The sequence below is a fragment of the uncultured Tateyamaria sp. genome, assembly GCF_947494755.1.
Lineage (GTDB): Bacteria > Pseudomonadota > Alphaproteobacteria > Rhodobacterales > Rhodobacteraceae > Tateyamaria.
On the sequence record NZ_CANLVZ010000010.1, the window covers coordinates 55,028 to 73,468 of the forward strand.

Consider the following 18,441-nt stretch of genomic DNA (forward strand, 5'->3'; position numbering starts at 1 on the left):
CACAGTCATACCGGCGTGTCAAAAAACGGTTCTGCGACGACCTGTTGCGCATCCTCATAGACGATTTAGCCGACTCGTTCGGTGCGAATGGTATCGATTGCATAGCCATTTTCTCTCAACAGGGTAATCAACTCATAAGAGCGTTGGATGGCGTCAGAGGCGTCTCCCTTGAACCAGCTGATGCCCGCAGTGCCTTTGTCCCATGACCCCTTGGAGCGGGACCGGTTGCATTTGTCCGGGATCGCGAGATTGGTGCGAAACCATGTCAGAAGGTTTCCGAGCTGATCTGAGGTGTAGTTTTCGAGGACGTCCATGCGGCGTAATTCATACGCGGCGCAAAAGAACCCCTCGGGCGCGCCAAAATTTTCGATTGTTTTGGGCCTTACGAACCGAAGATATCTCATTTTCGTAACTCGACTGCACTTTGGGCCCGGCTCGAGTACCCCGAAAATGTGGTATCATCGTGTTAAGATATTCACGCTGGCATTAGTGCCCTGGCAAAGGCCGCGTCACCCCGTTTCGACGCAATGCCGTCGAAACGCGCGTTTGAGCATGTCCAACTCGGCGCGCAGCAATTCGACCTCGCCGCGGATGTCGTCGCCCAAGACTTCACCGGCAATCAACGTGAACTGACCCAATGTATCGCCATCAGTCGTGTCCGTGATGACAAAAACCTGCACGCCGTCCGCAATCGCCTCGGACGGGATCGGGACCTGCAACATCCACTCGCCCGCTTGACCGCTTTCGCTGACCTGCACGTCGGGCACCGCGTTGCCCAGATGGGTCACCGTGATCTGCGGTACGCCGCTGCCCGATTGCACCAGCACGCCTTGCCAGATGCCGTGGCGCATTTTCGTGGGTGTCAGTGTCAGGGTGCTCATGTCGACAACTCCTTCACAGTGCGGCGCGGGGGCGGCGCGAGAATGTCAGGTCGCGCAGCGTCACCTGGTTCATCTGCGGCCCTTCAAAGATCAGGTCAATCCACGCCCGCTCCACCCGTTTTTCGTTCAGCTTTGAATAGGCGAGGTCGAATTCCACCGTCACGTCCTTCTGGTGCAACGGCAACTCGCGCACGATCTGTTCGGTGTTGGGCCCGTGGCGAATGTTGAGGCGGCCAAAGATTTCCAGCGGTTTTTCCATCTCGACAATGGCGTTCATGCCAACAAGATGGGTCTTGCGCATGCCCCTCACCGCATCTTCGGGAAGATCGATGACAAGGCTGAGGAAGGAGCCGTCGAATTTGAACACGTCCATGCGCAACCCATAGGGCGCAAGGTCTTCTTCGCGCTGGTTGCGCAATTGGCGCAGGGTCAATTCGCTGAGGGCGCAGTCGTGAAACAGCGTCGCCTCATCCCCCAGCATCGATTTTGTCTGGACCGAGGACAGCCCTTTGGTCGCCAACGGCCCGCGCCACAATTCCGGGCGCCAGGACCAGTCGGCATTGTGTGGGCGGGGAAAGCTTGTGGAGCCGATAGCCGGCAAGGCGAGGCGCTCGTCGGCGCGGTGGATCAACCGGTCAAGGTGGCTCCGCAACAGGCGCGCCGCGCTGCGGGTGCCGCGCAATTCGTCCAGCGGCGTCTCGCCCGCATTGCGCGCGGCACGGGCCCATCGCCGCATCGCGCGCCGATGCGCCAGTTTGTCGATGAACTTGATGCTTTTGCCTGCCATATGCCCCTACGCTTGGCTGCCCATTGTTGGTCGGGCTTGTTATCTATGCCAAAGGTTTCCCTCAGATAAACCGGGCAGGGCCGGGTTGCCAATTGGATTCATGGGCTGGGGGCAGAATTGTTTGCCGCCTGTGCTGTGCGCGCGGCAGTCTGCGACAAGGTGCGCTGCATCGCCTGAACCAACAACTCGGGGGCTTGTTCGCCCAAGTTCGCCCCATCCTTGCTTTCGTATATGGCCAGGCCCAACACGTGATCCCCCACATCGCCCACACCGCGCCAATAGACATCGCGCAGGGTCGGGCTGGGGGGCGTGCCGCGAACCTGCACCATCGCCAGTGTGGATGTGCGCAAGCGGCCCAGCACCGTTTCGGAGTTTGTGGCCGCCGATGCGGCATCGTCCAGCCGCGGGGTGGCCGTCGCCGTGATGACCGCCAAGGGCACGGCCACACTGCGTTCCCCGCCAAGGGTGTCACAACGCGCCATCAATGCAAAACTTGCGCGCAGACTGCGCCTGTCGATGCAGTAGCCCTGCGGCGGGACCAATCGGACGCCGCTGTTGCCCAGATCCGCAGACAACAGTGCTTGCGAGCTGGGCCCGAATGCGGCCTCATCGCAGCCCACGAGGGCCAGAAAGGCCGCCGCAATCAGGCCTTTACAGGTCCATGTACTCATGCCGCTCAACCTTCGCACCGGGATGTGTGACGGCCCCTTTGTAGGTTTCGCCGACGAGTTGCGCGTATTTCCACAGCGCACCCGAAGCATAGATTGTCTCGCGCGGACCGCTCCATCCGGCCTTACGCTCGGCCAGTTCCTCGTCGCTCAGGGCCACGTTAATCGACCCTTCTATGGCGTTGATGGTGATGATGTCGCCATCGCGCAGCAATGCGATAGGGCCACCATGCGCCGCTTCGGGGCCGACATGACCCACGCAGAACCCGCGTGTGGCCCCGGAGAAACGGCCATCGGTGATCAGGGCGACCTTCTTGCCCATGCCCTGACCGGACAGGGCGGCGGTCGTCGCCAGCATCTCTCGCATGCCGGGGCCGCCAGACGGGCCCTCATTGCGGATGACGAACACTTCGCCTTCTTCATAGGTGCGGTTCTGGACGGACTCGAACGCATCCTGCTCACATTCAAACACGCGTGCTGGGCCGGTGAACAACTGGTGTTGTGCCTCCATACCAGCGACTTTCACGATGGCGCCTTCGGGGGCGATATTGCCCTTGAGGCCCACGACGCCGCCGGTTTTGGTGATCGGCGTTTCGACCGGATAGATCACCTTGCCGTCAGCCTCGCCTTCGATCTTGTCGAGTTCCTCGCCGATGGAATAGCCCGTCGCGGTGATGCAATCCTCGTGGATCAGACCCGCTTTGCGCAGTTCCTTCATGACCACATAGATGCCGCCGACCTCGTAAAGATCCTTGGCCACGTATTGCCCGCCCGGTTTGAGATCGACGAAATAGGGCGTGTCGCGGAAGATTTCGCAGACGTCATCGAGGTAGAAATCGATGCCCGCCTCGTGGGCCATGGCGGGCAGGTGCAGCCCGGCATTGGTAGATCCGCCGGTGCAAGCGACGACCCGTGCTGCGTTTTCGAACGCTTGACGGGTGCAGATATCGCGGGCGCGGATGTTCTTCTCGATCAGGGTCATCACCGCAGCACCCGAGGCTTCGGCATAGGAATCCCGGCTCTCGTAGGGGGCGGGGGCACCAGAGGAGTTGGGTAGCGCAAGACCAATCGCCTCGGACACGCAGGCCATGGTGTTGGCAGTAAACTGGCCGCCACAGGCCCCGGCGGTGGGGCAGGCGACGCGCTCGAGGATGTCCAATTCAGCTTCGGTCATGGTGCCGTTTTGCTGATGGCCCACGGCTTCGAACATATCCTGCACGGTCAGGTCGCGGTCTGCGTATGCGGCAGGCACGGCAGCGCCAACGGGCGCGCGGCCTGGCAGGATCGACCCGCCATAGAGGAACACGGAGGGCACATTCAGCCGGATCATCGCCATCATCATGCCGGGCAGGGACTTGTCACAACCTGCTAGGCCCACAATGGCGTCATAGCAGTGGCCGCGCATGGTCAGCTCCACCGTGTCGGCAATGGCCTCGCGCGACGCCAGCGAGGATCGCATGCCCTCGTGACCCATGGCGATACCGTCTGTGACGGTGATGGTGGTGAATTCACGCGGGGTGCCGAATGCAGATTTCACACCGGTTTTGACCGATTGAGCCTGCCGGTTCAGGGCGATGTTGCAGGGGGCGGCCTCGTTCCAGCAGGTTGCGACACCGACCAAGGGCTGATGGATTTCCTGTTCGGTCATGCCCATAGCGTAGTAATACGAGCGGTGCGGCGCGCGCTCTGGTCCTTCGGTCACATGGCGGCTGGGCAGCTTTGATTTGTCGAACTTGCCGTTAAGCATCTGGCGTCTCCCTGAACGTGTTGGCACCGGAATAGCCATTGGTCGGCACCCCTGCAAGCGCCTGCATCGGGCGCGGCGCGGTTGTAAAGGGTGTTGGCGGGCACTAGGTTTGCCGCTACGGCACGCGCGCGGTTGTGATATCAACCTATGGTCCAGCGGGCGACCGATCGGGACGACGTATGGATTCCACGCTTTTCGCTTTCATCTGGAAGCACTCCAAACGCGATCAGATGATGCTGCTGGCACTGACGATTGTAACATTCCCGTTTCTCTACGCGACACTGGAACTGCCGAAACGGGTCATCAACGACGCGATCGGCGCGACAGATAGCTCGATTGATGTGTGGGGCTTTGAGGTGACGCAGATCCAGTTCCTGCTGGCGCTCTGTTTTGGCTATCTGGCGGCTGTGCTGGCCCACGGGCTGCTGAAAATGCGGCTCAACACGATGAAGGGGGTGACGGCAGAACGGCTGCTGCGCCGCTTCCGGTTTCAGTTGATCAGCCGCATGTTGCGCTTTCCGCGCAGCTATTTCCGTTCGACAAGCCAAGGCGAGTTGGTCAGCATGGTCACCTCCGAAGCCGAGCCGATGGGCGGGCTGATGGGCGATATGGTGGCGCAGCCCGTGTTTCAGGCCGGTCAGATGCTGATCATCGTCGTGTTCCTATTCCTGCAATCGGTGTGGTTCGGGCTGGCCGGTGTCGCGCTGATCCCGCTTCAGGCCTATGTCATCCCGATCCTGCAACGGCGCATCAACCTGCTGAACAAGGACCGGATCAAGCAGGTGCGGGCGTTCTCCTCGGAAATCGGGGAAAGCGCGGCTGGCATTTCGGACCTGCGCACCAATGGCGGGCTGCGCTACCGGCTGGCGCAATTCACCGACCGGCTGAGCCATATCTTCGAGCTGCGCTTTAAGATCTATCAGCAAAAGTTTTTCATGAAGTTTCTCAACAACTTCATCACCCAACTGACCCCGTTCTTTTTCTACTCGGTCGGGGGCTATCTCGCTATTCAGGGCGATATCACCGTGGGCGCGCTGGTGGCGGCATTGGCGGCCTACAAAGACCTGTCGAGCCCGTGGAAAGAGTTGCTGACCTACTACAATCAGACGCAGGATATGGCGCTGCGGTGGGAGATCGTGACCGAGCGTTTTGCGCCGCGCGACATGATCGACGAAAGCCTGTTCGAAGGCGAGCCGGACGAAATTCCGCATCTGCGCGGCGATATCGTGCTGGAGGATGTCACCGTGCGCAACGCCGACAACAATCCTGTGCTGGAACAGATCGACCTGACAATCCCCCAAGGTGCACGCGTTGCCATTCAGGCCAAGAACCAGACCGAACGCACCGCCATGGCCGAATTGCTGACACGTGAGGTGCTGCCGACGCGGGGCAAGATTGCGATTGCTGATTATGACCTGTCGCAGCTGCATCAGGCGGTGATTTCCGCACGCATCGGCTACGCCCATTCGCGCCCCTATCTCTTTGACGGGACGCTTGGCACCAACCTGTTGATGCCCTTGATGACCAGCCCCAAGACAGTGCCCTGGAACGAGGGAAAACGGGATCGGTTCGCGACTGAGGCGATCCGCTCGGGCAACAGCCTTGACCGGCTGGATGCGGATTGGGTGGACCCGGCCCTTGCCGGTCTCACCACGGAGGACGAGATCGGAAAGTGGTGGTTCGAACTGGTGCAGGCGATGGGCATCGACGAGTTCATGTTCCGCCGCATGCTCAACAGCCGCATCGACGCCGAGCGGCACCCCGAGCTTGCCAAGGCTATTGTCGAGATGCGCCCCGCCGTCGAAGAGTGCTTGCGTGAAAAGGGCGTAATCGACGCCGTCTACCGCTTTGAGCCGGATGAATTTAACCCGACAGTCCCGTTAGGGGGCAACCTGCTTTTTGCGTCCCCCTCACGCGACATCAGCCAGGAAGGGCTGGCCGCAAATACGGTGTTCATCAATCTGGTCTTTGACAACGGGCTGGCCGAACAAGGCATCGCGATTTCGCAAACGCTTATCGAGACGCTGCACCAGACCTTTGGCATGGACGGCACCAGCCATCCGCTATTCACCGCCCTGAACATCGACGAAGAACTCTACGAACGCCTTGTCGACATCTCGCAACGCCGCCGTGAAAAGGGTGATGTCGCACTGACGGACGAGGAATTCGCGCTGCTGTTGACGGTACCTTTTGCGTTCACTGCGGAACAGATTGGCCCTGCATTCCCTGAAAGCTTCAAGAAAGAAATCGTGGAAATTCGCAAAACCAACGGGGCGGCGTTGCGCGAACAGACGACCGATTTCTTCATTCCGGTTGAGCCTGACAACTACCTGCCCCGCCTGACCTTGCTGGAAAACGCGCTTTATGGGCGGATATCCATGGTCGCGGGCACCAAGGGGGAGTTGATTGAAGACCTTGTGGCCGAATTGCTGAGCGACAAGGGCCTGCGCAGGCTGGTGGCGGAAACGATTTTCGACATTCGCACCGGTCTTGGCGGCGCCAACCTGCCCACGATCTTCCATGAACGCGCCGCGTTCTCACGGGCTGGCATCAAGCGTCCTGATGTGCTGGTCCTGGACCGTGCGCTGGCCAGCCATGACGCAAACGAGCGGCGCAAGACCCGTGGCGAATTGCGCAAACTGCTGCCCGAGGCCACGCTGATCTTCCTCGAGGAAAAGTTCGAGAACCCGGATGCCTACGATTTGTTCGTCGAGATCAAGGACGGGCGTATCGACGGGGTGCAGGACCATGACGACGAAGAAGAAGGCGACGATCTGAACCGCAAATTACGGGTCATCGCGCGGACCGAGCTGTTTCAAGGCGTGGACAGCCGGAACCAGCGCCTGCTCGCCTTTGCCGCGCAGTGGTACGAGGCCGAACCGGGGCAGCGCATATTCTCGATGAATGAGCGGGCGGATGCGGCCTATCTCTGCGTATCAGGGACGGCGGCGCTCAGCTATGATGCAGCGGACGGTGAGGAGCGGACCGTCACGACCGTCGAACCCGGCCGCCTGATTGGCGATCTTGCAATCATCCTGGATGAGCCGCGCCAGTTGCACCTGACTGCGTCCAGCCGGGCCAAGTTCCTGCGCATCGGGGCCGAGGAATTCCGCTCGGTCCTCGACAATGACACGGGCGTTCTGAAAATCCTGCTCCAGACGGTTGCGAGCCACCTCACGGGCGCTGCGGACCTGTTGCGCCAGGCCAATGTCTCAATCCCACAGGACGAAGGGCCACCCGCCCCGCCGATTGACGAATGAGGGTTCTGTCCTTTGATTATCGCCCGCACGCGCGCTTTATCGAGCCTGCGACGGGCAGCCCGCAAATCTGGCGGCTGATCCTTGGGATCATACTGGCGGCGGGGATTTTCCTGGCCCTCAGCCAGTTGGTGTTCGGGACCCTGTTTGGGCTGATGGAGCCTGAAACAGTGCGCGCGATCATGGCTGATGGGCAAACGGGTCAGACAGCAACGGGGATGCTTATCATCCTGTTTCAGCTTGGATTATTGTCGGTGACCGCCGCGCTGGTCGTAATCATGGTTCACAAACGCAGGCCCGTCTCGCTGATTGGCGTGCCCGGCCTCGCAGGGCGGCAGTTCACGATTGTCCTGTTTGCGATGATACTTCTGACAGCGGCCCTTTGGATGCTGCCGCCATATGATTTCAACGAGCCGCTGACCCGCAACATGGGCTTTGGGCGGTGGTTTGCCCTGCTGCCCATCGCGCTACTGGCGGTTCTGATCCAGACCAGCGCCGAAGAGATTTTCTTTCGCGGCTACATCCAGCAACAACTTGCGGCACGCTTTCGCTCTCCGCTGATCTGGATGCTGGCACCGGCGGCCCTGTTTGGAGTCGGGCACTACATGCCCGCCAGCGCTGGCAGCAATGCGTGGGTGATCGCGCTGTGGGCGACGATGTTCGGCATCCTCATGGCGGACCTCACGGCGCGGTCGGGCACTCTCGGGCCAGCGATGGCTGTACACTTTGCCAACAACGTCTCGGCCATGGTGCTTACGGCCACTCCGGACGAAATGTCTGGCCTTGCCCTTTACGTGTTGCCTTTCGGCATCGGGGACGAGGCGCAGATGGCCGCGTGGCTGCCTGTGGACTTTGCATTCATGCTGGTCAGTTGGCTCACAGCGCGGCTTGCCATTCGCGCTTGATTGCATTTCGAACGCGTCAGGATTATCTGAGCGCAAGACATCGCAGCAGGAAGTGCCCATGAACTGGATCACCAATTACGTCCGGCCCCGGATCAATTCGATCTTTTCGCGCCGCGAGACGCCGGACAATCTGTGGACCAAATGCGATGAATGCGGCACGATGCTGTTTCACCGCGAACTCAGCGACAACCTGAACGTCTGCACGAATTGCAATCACCACATGGGGATCACCCCGCGTGATCGGTTTGCTGCCTTGTTCGATGGTGGGGTGTTCAATCAGGTGGCGGTGCCCGCGCCCACCGCCGACCCGCTGCATTTCCGCGATCAAAAGAAATACCCCGACCGTATGCGCGCCGCCCAGAAAAGCACGGGTGAGGAAGAGGCCATGCTAGTCGCCACTGGCGAGATCGGGCGCACGCCGATCGTGGCCGCCGCGCAGGATTTCAACTTCATGGCCGGGTCCATGGGGATGTATGTCGGCAACGCCATCATCGCCGCTGCGCAAGAGGCGGTAAAGCTCAAGCGCCCGCTGATCCTGTTTTCCGCCGCTGGCGGGGCCCGGATGCAAGAAGGCATCCTGAGCCTGATGCAAATGCCGCGCACAACCGTTGCGGTGCAGATGCTCAAAGAGGCAGGGCTGCCCTATATCGTCGTCCTGACCCATCCGACGACGGGTGGTGTAACGGCCTCATATGCGATGCTGGGGGACGTGCATATTGCCGAACCCAATGCGCTGATCTGTTTCGCAGGCCCGCGCGTCATCGAACAGACCATCCGCGAAAAGTTGCCCGAAGGGTTTCAGCGCGCTGAATATCTGCTGGACCACGGGATGCTTGATCGGGTGACATCGCGCACCGAAATGCGCGATGAGCTGATCACGATCACGCGGATGCTCATGGGTCAGCCTCCGGCAGTGAAAGGTGATCTGCCTGCGCCGGACGCACCTGCTGTCGCCGCCCCGGAATGACCGCGCCCACGTCTGACGCCATCCTTGCACGCATGATGGCGCTGCACCCCAAGATCATCGACCTGACACTCGACCGGGTGTGGCGGCTGCTTGACGCGTTGGGCAATCCACAAAACGACCTGCCCCCGGTGATTCACATTGCAGGCACCAATGGCAAAGGATCGACCCAAGCGATGATCCGCGCCGGGCTTGAGGCCGCCGGGTATCGCGTCAACGCCTATACCTCGCCCCACCTCGCGCGCTTTCATGAACGTATCCGGCTGGCTGGAGAGCTGATTTCCGAACCCGCGCTGACGGCGTTGCTGGATGAGTGTTACGAGGCCAATGGCGGCAAAGACATCACCTATTTCGAGATCACGACCTGCGCTGCGATCCTTGCCTTTGCGCGCACGCCTGCGGATTTCACATTGCTTGAGGTCGGGCTTGGCGGGCGGTTGGATGCGACCAATGTGATCGACACGCCCGCGCTCACGATCATTACGCCTGTGTCGATGGATCACGAGGCTTTTCTGGGGGACACCCTAGCCGCGATTGCGGGTGAAAAGGCAGGGATCATCAAGCGCGCTGTGCCCTGCGTCGTCGGTCCACAGGACGACGCAGGCATGGACGTGATCCAAGCGCGTGCCGCCCGACTGGGCGCACCGGTTCTGGCTTATGGGCAGCACTGGCACGCCAGTCCTGAACGGGATGGTATGGTCTATCAGGATGAGGCGGGCTTGCTCGACCTGCCGCGCCCCATTCTGCCAGGGGATCACCAAATTCAAAACGCAGGTATGGCGCTGGCGGCGCTTCGCCACCTTGGGTGCGACGCGCATGCCTGCGAGGCGGCGGTGACTCGTGCCACGTGGCCTGCGCGGATGCAGCGGCTGCGCACCGGCCCGCTGGCAGAGGTGGCAGCTGAGACGGGGGCTGAGTTGTGGTTGGACGGTGGGCACAACCCCGCCGCCGGGGCCGCCTTGGCGGCCGTGCTGCGCGGTCTGCATGAACGACCCACATTTCTGATCTGCGGCATGCTCAACACCAAGGACGCGCGCGGATACATGGCACCGCTGGCCAAGGTCGCTCAGGGGCTGGTCGCGGTGTCTATTCCGGGTGAGGCGAACACGCTGACAGCGGCAGATACAGCCAAAGCCGCGGATGATGTGGGGTTTGAAACCTCAATGGCGGCTGATGTGCACACCGCATTGGCGGACATCTTGGCGGCCAGCCCCCAAGCGCGGGTCTTGATCTGCGGATCGCTCTATCTGGCAGGCGCGGTGTTGCGCGAAAACGGCTAAGCCGAGGGCGTCGGGCCCTTAAACCCCTTGACATACCCACATTATGTTGACCAACTACGGCATGCCTTGCTATATTTTGTGGGTAAGGGCTGCGGACGACGTATCGTCACGACAGTCAGCCTTGGGGAAGCGGTATGGACAGGCTGATCAGCAGGATGCGCGGGTTATGGCGAAGCGCGCTGTCGCGTGACGACCCCTCCATGTCGAACATCAAAATGTTGTCGATTGCGGCGGCGTTCCTGCTGGTCACAATCGGGCTGATCCTGATGCAACCCGGCTTTGACCCGGACGTGGATCACGCCAGCGCCGAGGCCCCCGAACAACCGCTGAGCGAAACGGCCTCGGACGTCACGCGCGCCGACGCCTCGCTTCTGTCGATTGAGGCGCCTTCGGCCTCACAAGCGGTCAGCCGACAATTGCGACAGCCCATCAGGTTGACGGATACCGACGCGAATCACAGCGATCTGCGCGCACTGACGGCGAACGTCCTCGCGGGATTTGGGTACACCGCAGGGCCGGGGGATCGGCTCCATACGCTGTTGGTGCAGGCCCTGACCGAAGGGCAATCCAACGCCTATATTGACGCGCTGCTGAACACCGCCGCCGCACGCGGAGAGTTCGTGCCCCCCCGTAACTTGCAAATGTCATCGGGCCGGATGGACACGAACAGGTTGCTGGCGGCGTTGGTGGATAAGGCGCAGAACTAGGCGGCCCAGGCGTCGCTTTGCATTTCGCGCAACCGGGAGGCAGTGCGTTCAAATTCAAACGTGCCTTCGCCCTCAAGATACAGCAATTCAGGCTTGTCCGCCGCGGAACAGATCAAGCGCGCGCGCGCTTCGTATAGGGCATCAATCAGGGTCACGAAGCGCTTGGCCTCGTTGAAGTTGCTGCGTGACAGGCACGGGATATCGTCGATCATCAGCACGTTGCACGCATCGGCGATCATCAGATAATCTGCCGGACCAAGGGGCTGCGCGCACAGATCGAAAAAGCTGGCGCGCCCCACACCGTTGCGAAACCGCGGAATGGTGATGGTGCGGCCTGTCACCTTCAACTCTAGCGATCCAGACTGGCCGCCAGAAAAGTCGGCCCAGATGGCATCCATCTCGGCGCGGGCCTGCGGGCCAAGTGGGGTAAAATAGGTGGTGTTGCCGGTCAGGCGGTCCTGCCGGTAATCGGTGGGCGAGGCCAGTTCCCATACCACCATCTTGTTCTTGAGCAGCTCGATAAAGGGTACGAAAAGCTGCCGGTTCAGCCCGTCTTTGTAAAGATCATCAGGAATGCGGTTCGAGGTGGTGACGACAACGACACCAGCCTCAAACAGCGCCTCGAACAGACGGCCTACGATCATAGCGTCGGTGATGTCGTTGATCTGCATCTCGTCAAAGGCGAGCAGGCGCACAGATGCGGCAACGTCCGCGGCGACAGGCGCAATCGCATCATCCACCCCACGCTTGCGGGCCGCGTGCATGGCTGCGTGGATTTCCTGCATGAAGGCGTGAAAATGAACGCGGCGGGCAGGGGCCTCGACCCGGTCGACAAAGAAATCCATCAGCATCGACTTGCCCCGGCCCACCCCGCCCCAAAGGTACAGCCCCTTGGGCGGTTCGGGAGCCTTGCGGAACAACCCACGCTTGACCGGCTCAGCCAAAGCCGCGCGGATGCGCTCGAATTCGGGCAAGACGGCCTCTTGCGCGTCGTCACGCTGCAAGGTGCCTGCCTCCACAAGCGCTTGATACTCGGTCAGTAAATCTGTCATCGCATCATGCCTACCGCGCCAACGCCGATGTGAAAAGATCGCACGGTTCAGCGATTGTGATGCGAGGCCAAGAATTCCTGATTTGACGGGATGATTCCGCGATGACTAGTGTCAGCGCAACACCGTCGGAGATGTCCCATGCAAGCCCGTATGCCCCTGTTCACGCCCGTTCTTTTGGTGGGCTGTTTCATCATCATGGTCAGCTTTGCGGTACGTGCCTCGTTCGGGATGTTCCAGATTCCGATTGCGGATGAGTTTGGCTGGCTGCGGTCCGAATTTTCGCTGGCGATTGCGATCCAGAACCTTGCATGGGGGATTGGGCAACCGATTTTCGGGGCCATCGCCGAAAAGATCGGGGATCGCAAGGCGATCGTCATGGGCGCGCTGGTCTATGCCGCCGGTCTGGTTTTGTCGGCCTATTCCACCACCCCGGTCGAGCATCAGGCCTATGCGTGGCTGGTCGGGTTCGGGATCGCGGGCACCGGGTTCGGGGTCATTCTGGCCGTTGTGGGGCGCGCCGCAAGCGATGAGAACAGATCCATGAGTCTTGCCATCGCCACAGCGGCCGGTTCAGCGGGGCAGGTCTTTGGCGCGCCGGTTGCCGAATGGCTGCTTGGGTTGATGAGTTGGCAGAACGTGTTTCTGGTCTTTGCCGGTGTGATCTTGGCGATGCTCGCGACGCTGCCGCTGATGCGCGCACCCGTCACCGCATCCCGGACCGAGCTTGAAGACAGCTTGGGTCAGGTCCTGATCAAAGCGTTCAAGGACCCGACCTATACGCTCATCTTTCTGGGCTTCTTTTCCTGTGGCTATCAACTGGCCTTTATCACAGCGCATTTTCCAGCCTTCGTAACGGAAGTGTGCGGCCCCATTCTGGCCGGGAGCATGCTGCACAATATCGGGGTCACAAGCACATCCGCCCTTGGGGCGGTGTCGATTTCGCTGATCGGTCTGGCCAATATCGCGGGCACTCTTGCTGCCGGATGGGCAGGCAAACGGTATTCCAAAAAGTACCTGCTGGCCGGGATTTATACCGCCCGCACCATCGTCGCCGCCTTGTTCATCATCTACCCGATGACGCCGATGACGGTGATCGTCTTTTCAATTGCTATGGGGTCCCTTTGGCTGGCGACCGTGCCGCTGACCAGCGGGCTTGTCGCCCACATCTATGGGTTGCGGTATATGGGCACGCTTTATGGGATCGTGTTTTTCAGCCACCAATTGGGATCGTTTCTGGGCGTGTGGCTGGGCGGGCGGATGTATGACGCGTTCGGATCCTATGAACAGGTCTGGTGGATCGGAGTCGCTATCGGAGCGTTCAGCGCGATTGTGCATCTGCCCATCCGCGAACACCCCTTGCGCGCGTCGCGCCCGGCCTGAGCCCTAACTCCGCGAGCCGCGCAACGCCTCAAGTACATAATCGGTGTGGGTGTGTATCAAGGCGTGCCCCGCCCCTTCGACGACGGCCTGTTGCGCGTCGGGGTTCCATTCGGCCAATGCGTCCTTGCACGACAGCGGGATGACATCATCTTCGTCCCCCCAGATCGCCAGCACAGGCACCCCTGCCTGTGCGATAGCCAAATGCTGATCCTTTGTCGTGCCGCGCAAAAGGCCACGCAGGCTGGACAGCACCGCAGGGAAATAACCACGCCGCCCGGTTTCGCGCTGCTGCATGTCATAAACGCCATCCACGGATGTCGGCAGCACGCTGTCTCGCGCAATGCCGCGGCGCACTTCGAACGGATATACCAGCAGGAACAGCCAGTCGCCGATAATGGGCAGATCGCGCGCCAAGGCCAATTTGCCCCCGCCGAGTTCGACCATGCCTGCGGGCGCGATCAGCACCAGTTGTTTGACGAGCTCGGGATGTTTGGCGCTGAAATGCGTCGCAATCGCGCCCCCCATCGAATAGCCGAACACCGTCAATTCACCGCCAACCTGTTCATATCGCAGCAAGTCCAGCAATTGGCGTAGAAAGAAATCGGCATCTTGCGTGCCGCGCACCCGGTCTGAATACCCGCGCCCATAAAGGTCATAGACTAGCACCCGAAAACCCATGAGGGCCAGCCCGCGCGCCATGCCCCGCCACACGAAAGACGGGGTGGTCAGACCGTGAATGCACACCGCGACCGGGCCGCGTTCGGGGCCCATCCATTCGTAATGCGTGGTGCCTTGGGACAACAACGCCAGATCGCCGGGCGCATCGGCACGGGCCTTGTCGTCAACGCTGTTGCGCATCAGTTCGACCGTGACGGGGACTGCGATCAGCCCTAGCAGAATAACGACAAACCACGTCATTGCGCGCGCCACCGATCAAGGATGTAGCGGCTCGTCATCAGGTCCAGATGTGCCCCACCCCCGTTCTTGAACAAAGTGATCTCCTCCGGCGCGCGGGTGAACGCGGTCAGATCGTAATAGTCCGCCTGAACGTGATCGCGGGAAATAATGCCGGCCTCCAGTGGAATCTTGATTTCGCCTATATGGTCGAGAGTGGTTTCATAACTGTCAACAAAGATGCGGGACGCGAGCAAGGCCGCATCATCCGCCTCGCGCATGTCGGGGCGGTATGCGCCGATCAGATCGATGTGGTGGCCGGGGCGCAGCCAGTCGCCCTTGATCAGCGGATCGGTGGACATGGTCGCGGATGTAACTATGTCCGCGTCCTGCACGGCCTGCGCCAAATCCTGCGCCACGGTCATTCCCGGGCAGGCATCTGCCATGGCTTGGGCCTTGGCGATGGTTCGGTTCCAGATCGCGAAGCCCGCGTCGGGAAAGAGGGTGCGATATGCGTCGTGCAGCGCATGACCCACCGTTCCGGCCCCGACGATCAGGATGTTGCGGCTGTCAGGGCGCGCGAGGCGGCGCGCAGCCAGCAGGCTGTCACCGGCGGTCTTCCATTTGGTGACCAGGTGGAAATCGATGATCGCCTCAAGCGTGCCGTCAGTATCCGAATAAAGCGCGACGCCGCCATTGACCATCGGCGTGCCTTTGGCCGGGTTGCCCGGAAAGATGGTGGCGGATTTCACAGCCATTCCCAGCCCGTCAATCCACGCCGCCCGGCTCAGCAATGTGTCGGGATCGCGGTACAAGAACGTATCGCCAATCTCGGCCCGGGGCAGATCGTGACCGGCGGCCAAGGCGTCGGTCAGGCCGATCCAATCCAGCAGCGCCTCGCCTTCGTCAAAGGAGATGATGGGGATTGTCATGCCGCTTCGGCTTGCGACAGCAGCCCTTCGGAGACGAGCCGGTCGGCCCAGCCCTGTGGACCCTCAAACAGATGTGTTTGCCACCCGCGCGCACCGGCGGCCGCAATGTTGTCGGCACGATCATCCGCAAAAATCAGCGCATCCCCCGACAGCCCGCTTGCCGTTTCGAGCATTTCGTAGATCGTCGGATCCGGCTTTATCACCTGCATGTGTCCCGAAATGAAATCACGATCAAACTGACGCAAAAACGGATAGTGCATGGCCGCATAGTCATAACTTTGAATGCCGAAGTTGGTCAGCGAAAAGACGGGGATGTCCTTGGCCTGCAATGCAGCCATCAGCCGTACCGAGTGATCAATCACCGGCGCTGCCATTTCAATCCACCGGTCGTGCCACATCCGGATTTCGGCGCGCCAGTCCGGGTATTGTTCGGCCGTGGCATAGATCGTGTCGGTAAAGTGATGCCCCAGATCGACTTTGTCATTCATCGCGTGCAGATCAACGGCATCAAACATGGCGCGGCGGCGGTCTTCGCCGATGGTACTGTCGTAGAACCGCTCGGGATTCCACTCGATCAGAACATTGCCGATGTCAAATACAACTGCCTTGATGGTCATTTCGTGGCCGCCCTGAGTTCCCGCTCCAACGCGTCCAGAAAACGCGATCTGTCGGCTTTGGTAAACCCTTTGCCGCCACCCTGACGAAAGGGGTCGGCGGCGCGCAAATCGCTCATCAAATCGCGAGTGGCGAGCGCGTTGCCGATATTGGCAACCGTCAGCGCCTCGCCATTGTGCTTGAGAACCCGCGCGCCCGCCTCGACGCATTTGGCGGCCAGTGGGATATCACCGGTGATCACCACATCGCCCACACCGGCACGATCCGCGATCCACATATCAGCGACGTCGGGGCCTTCGGCGACGATGATATGCTCGACCAGCGGATTTTGTGACGGGCGCAAGCCGCCATTGCTGACAACTTTCATCGCGACCCGGTGGCGGGTGGCGACCCGTTCAGCCTCGGCTTTCACTGGGCAGGCATCGGCGTCGATGTAAAGCGTGGTCACGCCCACAAAGCCTCGGCATGGAAATTCACGTGGTCCTCCATGAACGACGAGACAAAGAAATAACTATGGTCATAGCCGGGCTGCATCCGGAAGCTCATCTGCTGGCGACGGGCGGCGGCAGCTTCGGCCAGCGCCTCTGGTTTGAGCAGGTCGAGAAACTGGTCCTGCGTCCCGGTGTCGATCAGCGTCGGGCCGTCAAACCCCTTTGCGCGCATCAACAGGGTGGCGTCGTGTGGTAACCACAGCTCTTCATTGTTCCCCAAATATGCAGAAAGCTGCTTGCGCCCCCAGTCACTGGCCGTGGGATTGGCGATGGGCGAAAAGGCAGAAACCGACCGAAAACGCCCCGGCAGGGACATGGCCATCGTCAGCGCACCATGACCGCCCATCGAGTGCCCGGTGATTGCCTGACGGTCCATATCCAGCGCAAACGTCTCGCCAAGCAGAGCGGGCAGTTCGTCTGTCACGTAATCCCACATCTGATAATGCGCGGCCCAAGGGTCTTGGGTGGCGTTCACATAGAACCCCGCGCCCTGACCCAGATCATAGCCGTCGTCATCAGCCACACCCTCGCCCCGGGGGGAGGTGTCGGGAAAGACCAGCGCGATACCTTGCTCGGCCGCCCAGGCCTGTGCGCCCGCCTTGGTCATCGCATTTTCATGGGTGCAGGTGAGTCCCGACAAATACCACAACAGCGGCACAGGTCCGTCGCGCGCCTCTTGAGGCAGGAACAGGCCGAATGTCATGTCACAGGCGCAAGCGTTTGATCTGTGGGTATAGACCCCTTGGGTGCCGCCAAAGCAGGCATTTTCGGATACAGTTTTCATGGGCTGTCCTTTCGTTGTTCTATCGCTATCGGGCCTGTGCGCGTGCGGCAACTGCGGGATGCCTCCGGCGGCGGTTTATTTGGCGAAATGAAGAGGATCAGCTGATCCATGCGATAACGGCTGTCAGGGTGATCACGCTGAGCGCGGTTGACACAAGGATGGCTGCTGACACTCTTTGCGGTGCCACACCGTAATGCTGGGCGAGCATGTAGATGTTGCCTGCCACGGGCATGGCTGCACAGGCGATGATCATGGCGGCCCCGAAGGCTTCGACCTTGAAAAGATAGATGGCAGAAAACGCCACGAAGGCCGGGTGCAGCACCAGTTTGCAAAAGCTGAGCCAGCCTGCGATTTCGATCCGTTCTGTTGACTTTGAGGCGAGCGAAGCCCCAATTGCAAAAAGTGCGCCGGGGGTGGCGGCCCCGCCCAGAATGCTCAGGAAGTCGTTCATCGGGGTCGGGATCGGCAGTTGCAGTCCTGCCCAGATAAGCCCCGACGCCATGGCGACAATCATGGGGTTCTTGATCAGGCCAACCCCGATGGTACGGACAATGGCCAGTGACATACGCCCGTCCCGCCCCACGGTGATCAGGATGACGATCAGGCTGGAAAAGACGATCAGATCCGTGGCCAGCACCAGCATCACCGGCCCGATGGCCTGCGGACCAAAGAGCAGCGCGAGCATTGGCAGCCCGAGAAAGCCTGCATTACCGATCACTGCGCATTGCGCCTCGACAGCGGTTGTCTGCACGTCCAGCCCGCGCAGGAATCCGACGGCTGTGGCGATGCCGTAGACGAACGCGGTTCCCCACAGATATGCAGCCACCAGCCGGCCGTCCCAGACCTGCGCCAGTTCAAGATTGGCAGCAAAGCGGAAGATCATGGCCGACAGGGCGAAATAAAACACGAATTTGGTGAGGTAGGCCGTCGCCTCCTGACTGAAAAACCGGGTGCGCCCCGCCCAATATCCAAGGGCGATCAGTGCAAAGAAGGGCAGGGTTTTCAACAAGATCGCGAGCATGGGCCAAGCGTATCGCGTGCGCACGGCGCTATCCACCTGCGATCCGCGTTTGGGGTAAAGAATAGAGAACGCAGCG

The 18,441-nt window shown here is 60.8% G+C and carries 18 protein-coding genes; 6 read left to right on the plus strand and 12 right to left on the minus strand.

Annotated elements, in window-relative coordinates:
- Positions 1–65 precede the first annotated feature (65 nt).
- The 5 genes from Q0908_RS13305 to ilvD all read right to left on the minus strand — a co-directional run bounded on the left by Q0908_RS13305 (position 66) and on the right by ilvD (position 4,083).
- Positions 66–314, minus strand: coding sequence for a hypothetical protein (locus Q0908_RS13305; protein ID WP_299285166.1), 249 nt, complete (start codon positions 312–314; stop codon positions 66–68).
- 195 nt (positions 315–509) lie between these two features.
- On the minus strand, positions 510–881 hold the full coding sequence (locus tag Q0908_RS13310) for a hypothetical protein (RefSeq protein WP_299285169.1): 372 nt from the start codon (positions 879–881) through the stop codon (positions 510–512).
- A 13-nt stretch (positions 882–894) separates the two neighbouring features.
- Positions 895–1,668 (minus strand): DUF6478 family protein, encoded by a 774-nt coding sequence (locus Q0908_RS13315; RefSeq protein ID WP_299285171.1) that lies wholly within the window; start codon positions 1,666–1,668, stop codon positions 895–897.
- Between the two features lie 98 nt (positions 1,669–1,766).
- Positions 1,767–2,339, minus strand: coding sequence for a hypothetical protein (locus tag Q0908_RS13320; RefSeq protein ID WP_299285174.1), 573 nt, complete (start codon positions 2,337–2,339; stop codon positions 1,767–1,769).
- A complete protein-coding gene (ilvD, locus tag Q0908_RS13325) occupies positions 2,320–4,083 on the minus strand; it encodes a dihydroxy-acid dehydratase (RefSeq protein ID WP_299285177.1) in 1,764 nt (587 codons plus the stop codon). Before ilvD ends, Q0908_RS13320 begins: the two co-directional genes overlap by 20 nt.
- A gap of 179 nt (positions 4,084–4,262) precedes the next feature.
- Here ilvD and Q0908_RS13330 point away from each other — a divergent pair, with 179 nt between their 5' ends.
- The 5 genes from Q0908_RS13330 (at position 4,263) to Q0908_RS13350 (ending at position 11,196) form a co-directional block, all read left to right on the plus strand.
- Entirely contained in the window at positions 4,263–7,343 is a 3,081-nt protein-coding gene (locus Q0908_RS13330; protein ID WP_299285180.1) for an ABC transporter transmembrane domain-containing protein, read from the plus strand.
- Positions 7,340–8,245 carry a CPBP family glutamic-type intramembrane protease gene (locus Q0908_RS13335; protein WP_299285183.1) on the plus strand — a complete coding sequence of 302 codons (906 nt, stop codon included), beginning with the start codon at positions 7,340–7,342 and terminating at the stop codon, positions 8,243–8,245. Before Q0908_RS13330 ends, Q0908_RS13335 begins: the two co-directional genes overlap by 4 nt.
- Before the next feature lie 58 nt (positions 8,246–8,303).
- A complete protein-coding gene (accD, locus tag Q0908_RS13340; protein ID WP_299285186.1) occupies positions 8,304–9,212 on the plus strand; it encodes an acetyl-CoA carboxylase, carboxyltransferase subunit beta in 909 nt (302 codons plus the stop codon).
- Entirely contained in the window at positions 9,209–10,489 is a 1,281-nt protein-coding gene (locus Q0908_RS13345; RefSeq protein ID WP_299285189.1) for a folylpolyglutamate synthase/dihydrofolate synthase family protein, read from the plus strand. Before accD ends, Q0908_RS13345 begins: the two co-directional genes overlap by 4 nt.
- Before the next feature lie 200 nt (positions 10,490–10,689).
- Positions 10,690–11,196, plus strand: coding sequence for a hypothetical protein (locus Q0908_RS13350; RefSeq protein ID WP_299285192.1), 507 nt, complete (start codon positions 10,690–10,692; stop codon positions 11,194–11,196).
- Here the strand turns inward: Q0908_RS13350 and zapE are convergent.
- Positions 11,193–12,248, minus strand: a complete 1,056-nt coding sequence (gene zapE, locus Q0908_RS13355; RefSeq protein ID WP_299285195.1) for a cell division protein ZapE — start codon at positions 12,246–12,248, stop codon at positions 11,193–11,195. The genes Q0908_RS13350 and zapE overlap by 4 nt on opposite strands.
- A gap of 138 nt (positions 12,249–12,386) precedes the next feature.
- Between zapE and Q0908_RS13360 the strand changes: the two genes are divergently transcribed.
- Positions 12,387–13,628 carry an MFS transporter gene (locus Q0908_RS13360; protein ID WP_299285198.1) on the plus strand — a complete coding sequence of 414 codons (1,242 nt, stop codon included), beginning with the start codon at positions 12,387–12,389 and terminating at the stop codon, positions 13,626–13,628.
- Between the two features lie 3 nt (positions 13,629–13,631).
- Here the strand turns inward: Q0908_RS13360 and Q0908_RS13365 are convergent, their stop codons facing one another.
- From Q0908_RS13365 to Q0908_RS13390, 6 genes are all read right to left on the minus strand, one after another.
- Positions 13,632–14,546, minus strand: coding sequence for an alpha/beta hydrolase (locus Q0908_RS13365; RefSeq protein ID WP_299285201.1), 915 nt, complete (start codon positions 14,544–14,546; stop codon positions 13,632–13,634).
- Positions 14,543–15,454 carry an ornithine cyclodeaminase gene (locus tag Q0908_RS13370; RefSeq protein ID WP_299285203.1) on the minus strand — a complete coding sequence of 304 codons (912 nt, stop codon included), beginning with the start codon at positions 15,452–15,454 and terminating at the stop codon, positions 14,543–14,545. The genes Q0908_RS13365 and Q0908_RS13370 overlap by 4 nt, the downstream gene beginning before the upstream one ends.
- On the minus strand, positions 15,451–16,071 hold the full coding sequence (locus Q0908_RS13375) for an HAD-IA family hydrolase (protein WP_299285205.1): 621 nt from the start codon (positions 16,069–16,071) through the stop codon (positions 15,451–15,453). Before Q0908_RS13375 ends, Q0908_RS13370 begins: the two co-directional genes overlap by 4 nt.
- Positions 16,068–16,517, minus strand: a complete 450-nt coding sequence (locus Q0908_RS13380) for a YaiI/YqxD family protein (protein ID WP_299285208.1) — start codon at positions 16,515–16,517, stop codon at positions 16,068–16,070. Before Q0908_RS13380 ends, Q0908_RS13375 begins: the two co-directional genes overlap by 4 nt.
- On the minus strand, positions 16,514–17,344 hold the full coding sequence (gene fghA, locus Q0908_RS13385) for an S-formylglutathione hydrolase (protein WP_299285211.1): 831 nt from the start codon (positions 17,342–17,344) through the stop codon (positions 16,514–16,516). Before fghA ends, Q0908_RS13380 begins: the two co-directional genes overlap by 4 nt.
- 97 nt (positions 17,345–17,441) lie before the next feature.
- Positions 17,442–18,365 carry an AEC family transporter gene (locus tag Q0908_RS13390; RefSeq protein WP_299285214.1) on the minus strand — a complete coding sequence of 308 codons (924 nt, stop codon included), beginning with the start codon at positions 18,363–18,365 and terminating at the stop codon, positions 17,442–17,444.
- Between the last annotated feature and the right edge of the window lie 76 nt (positions 18,366–18,441).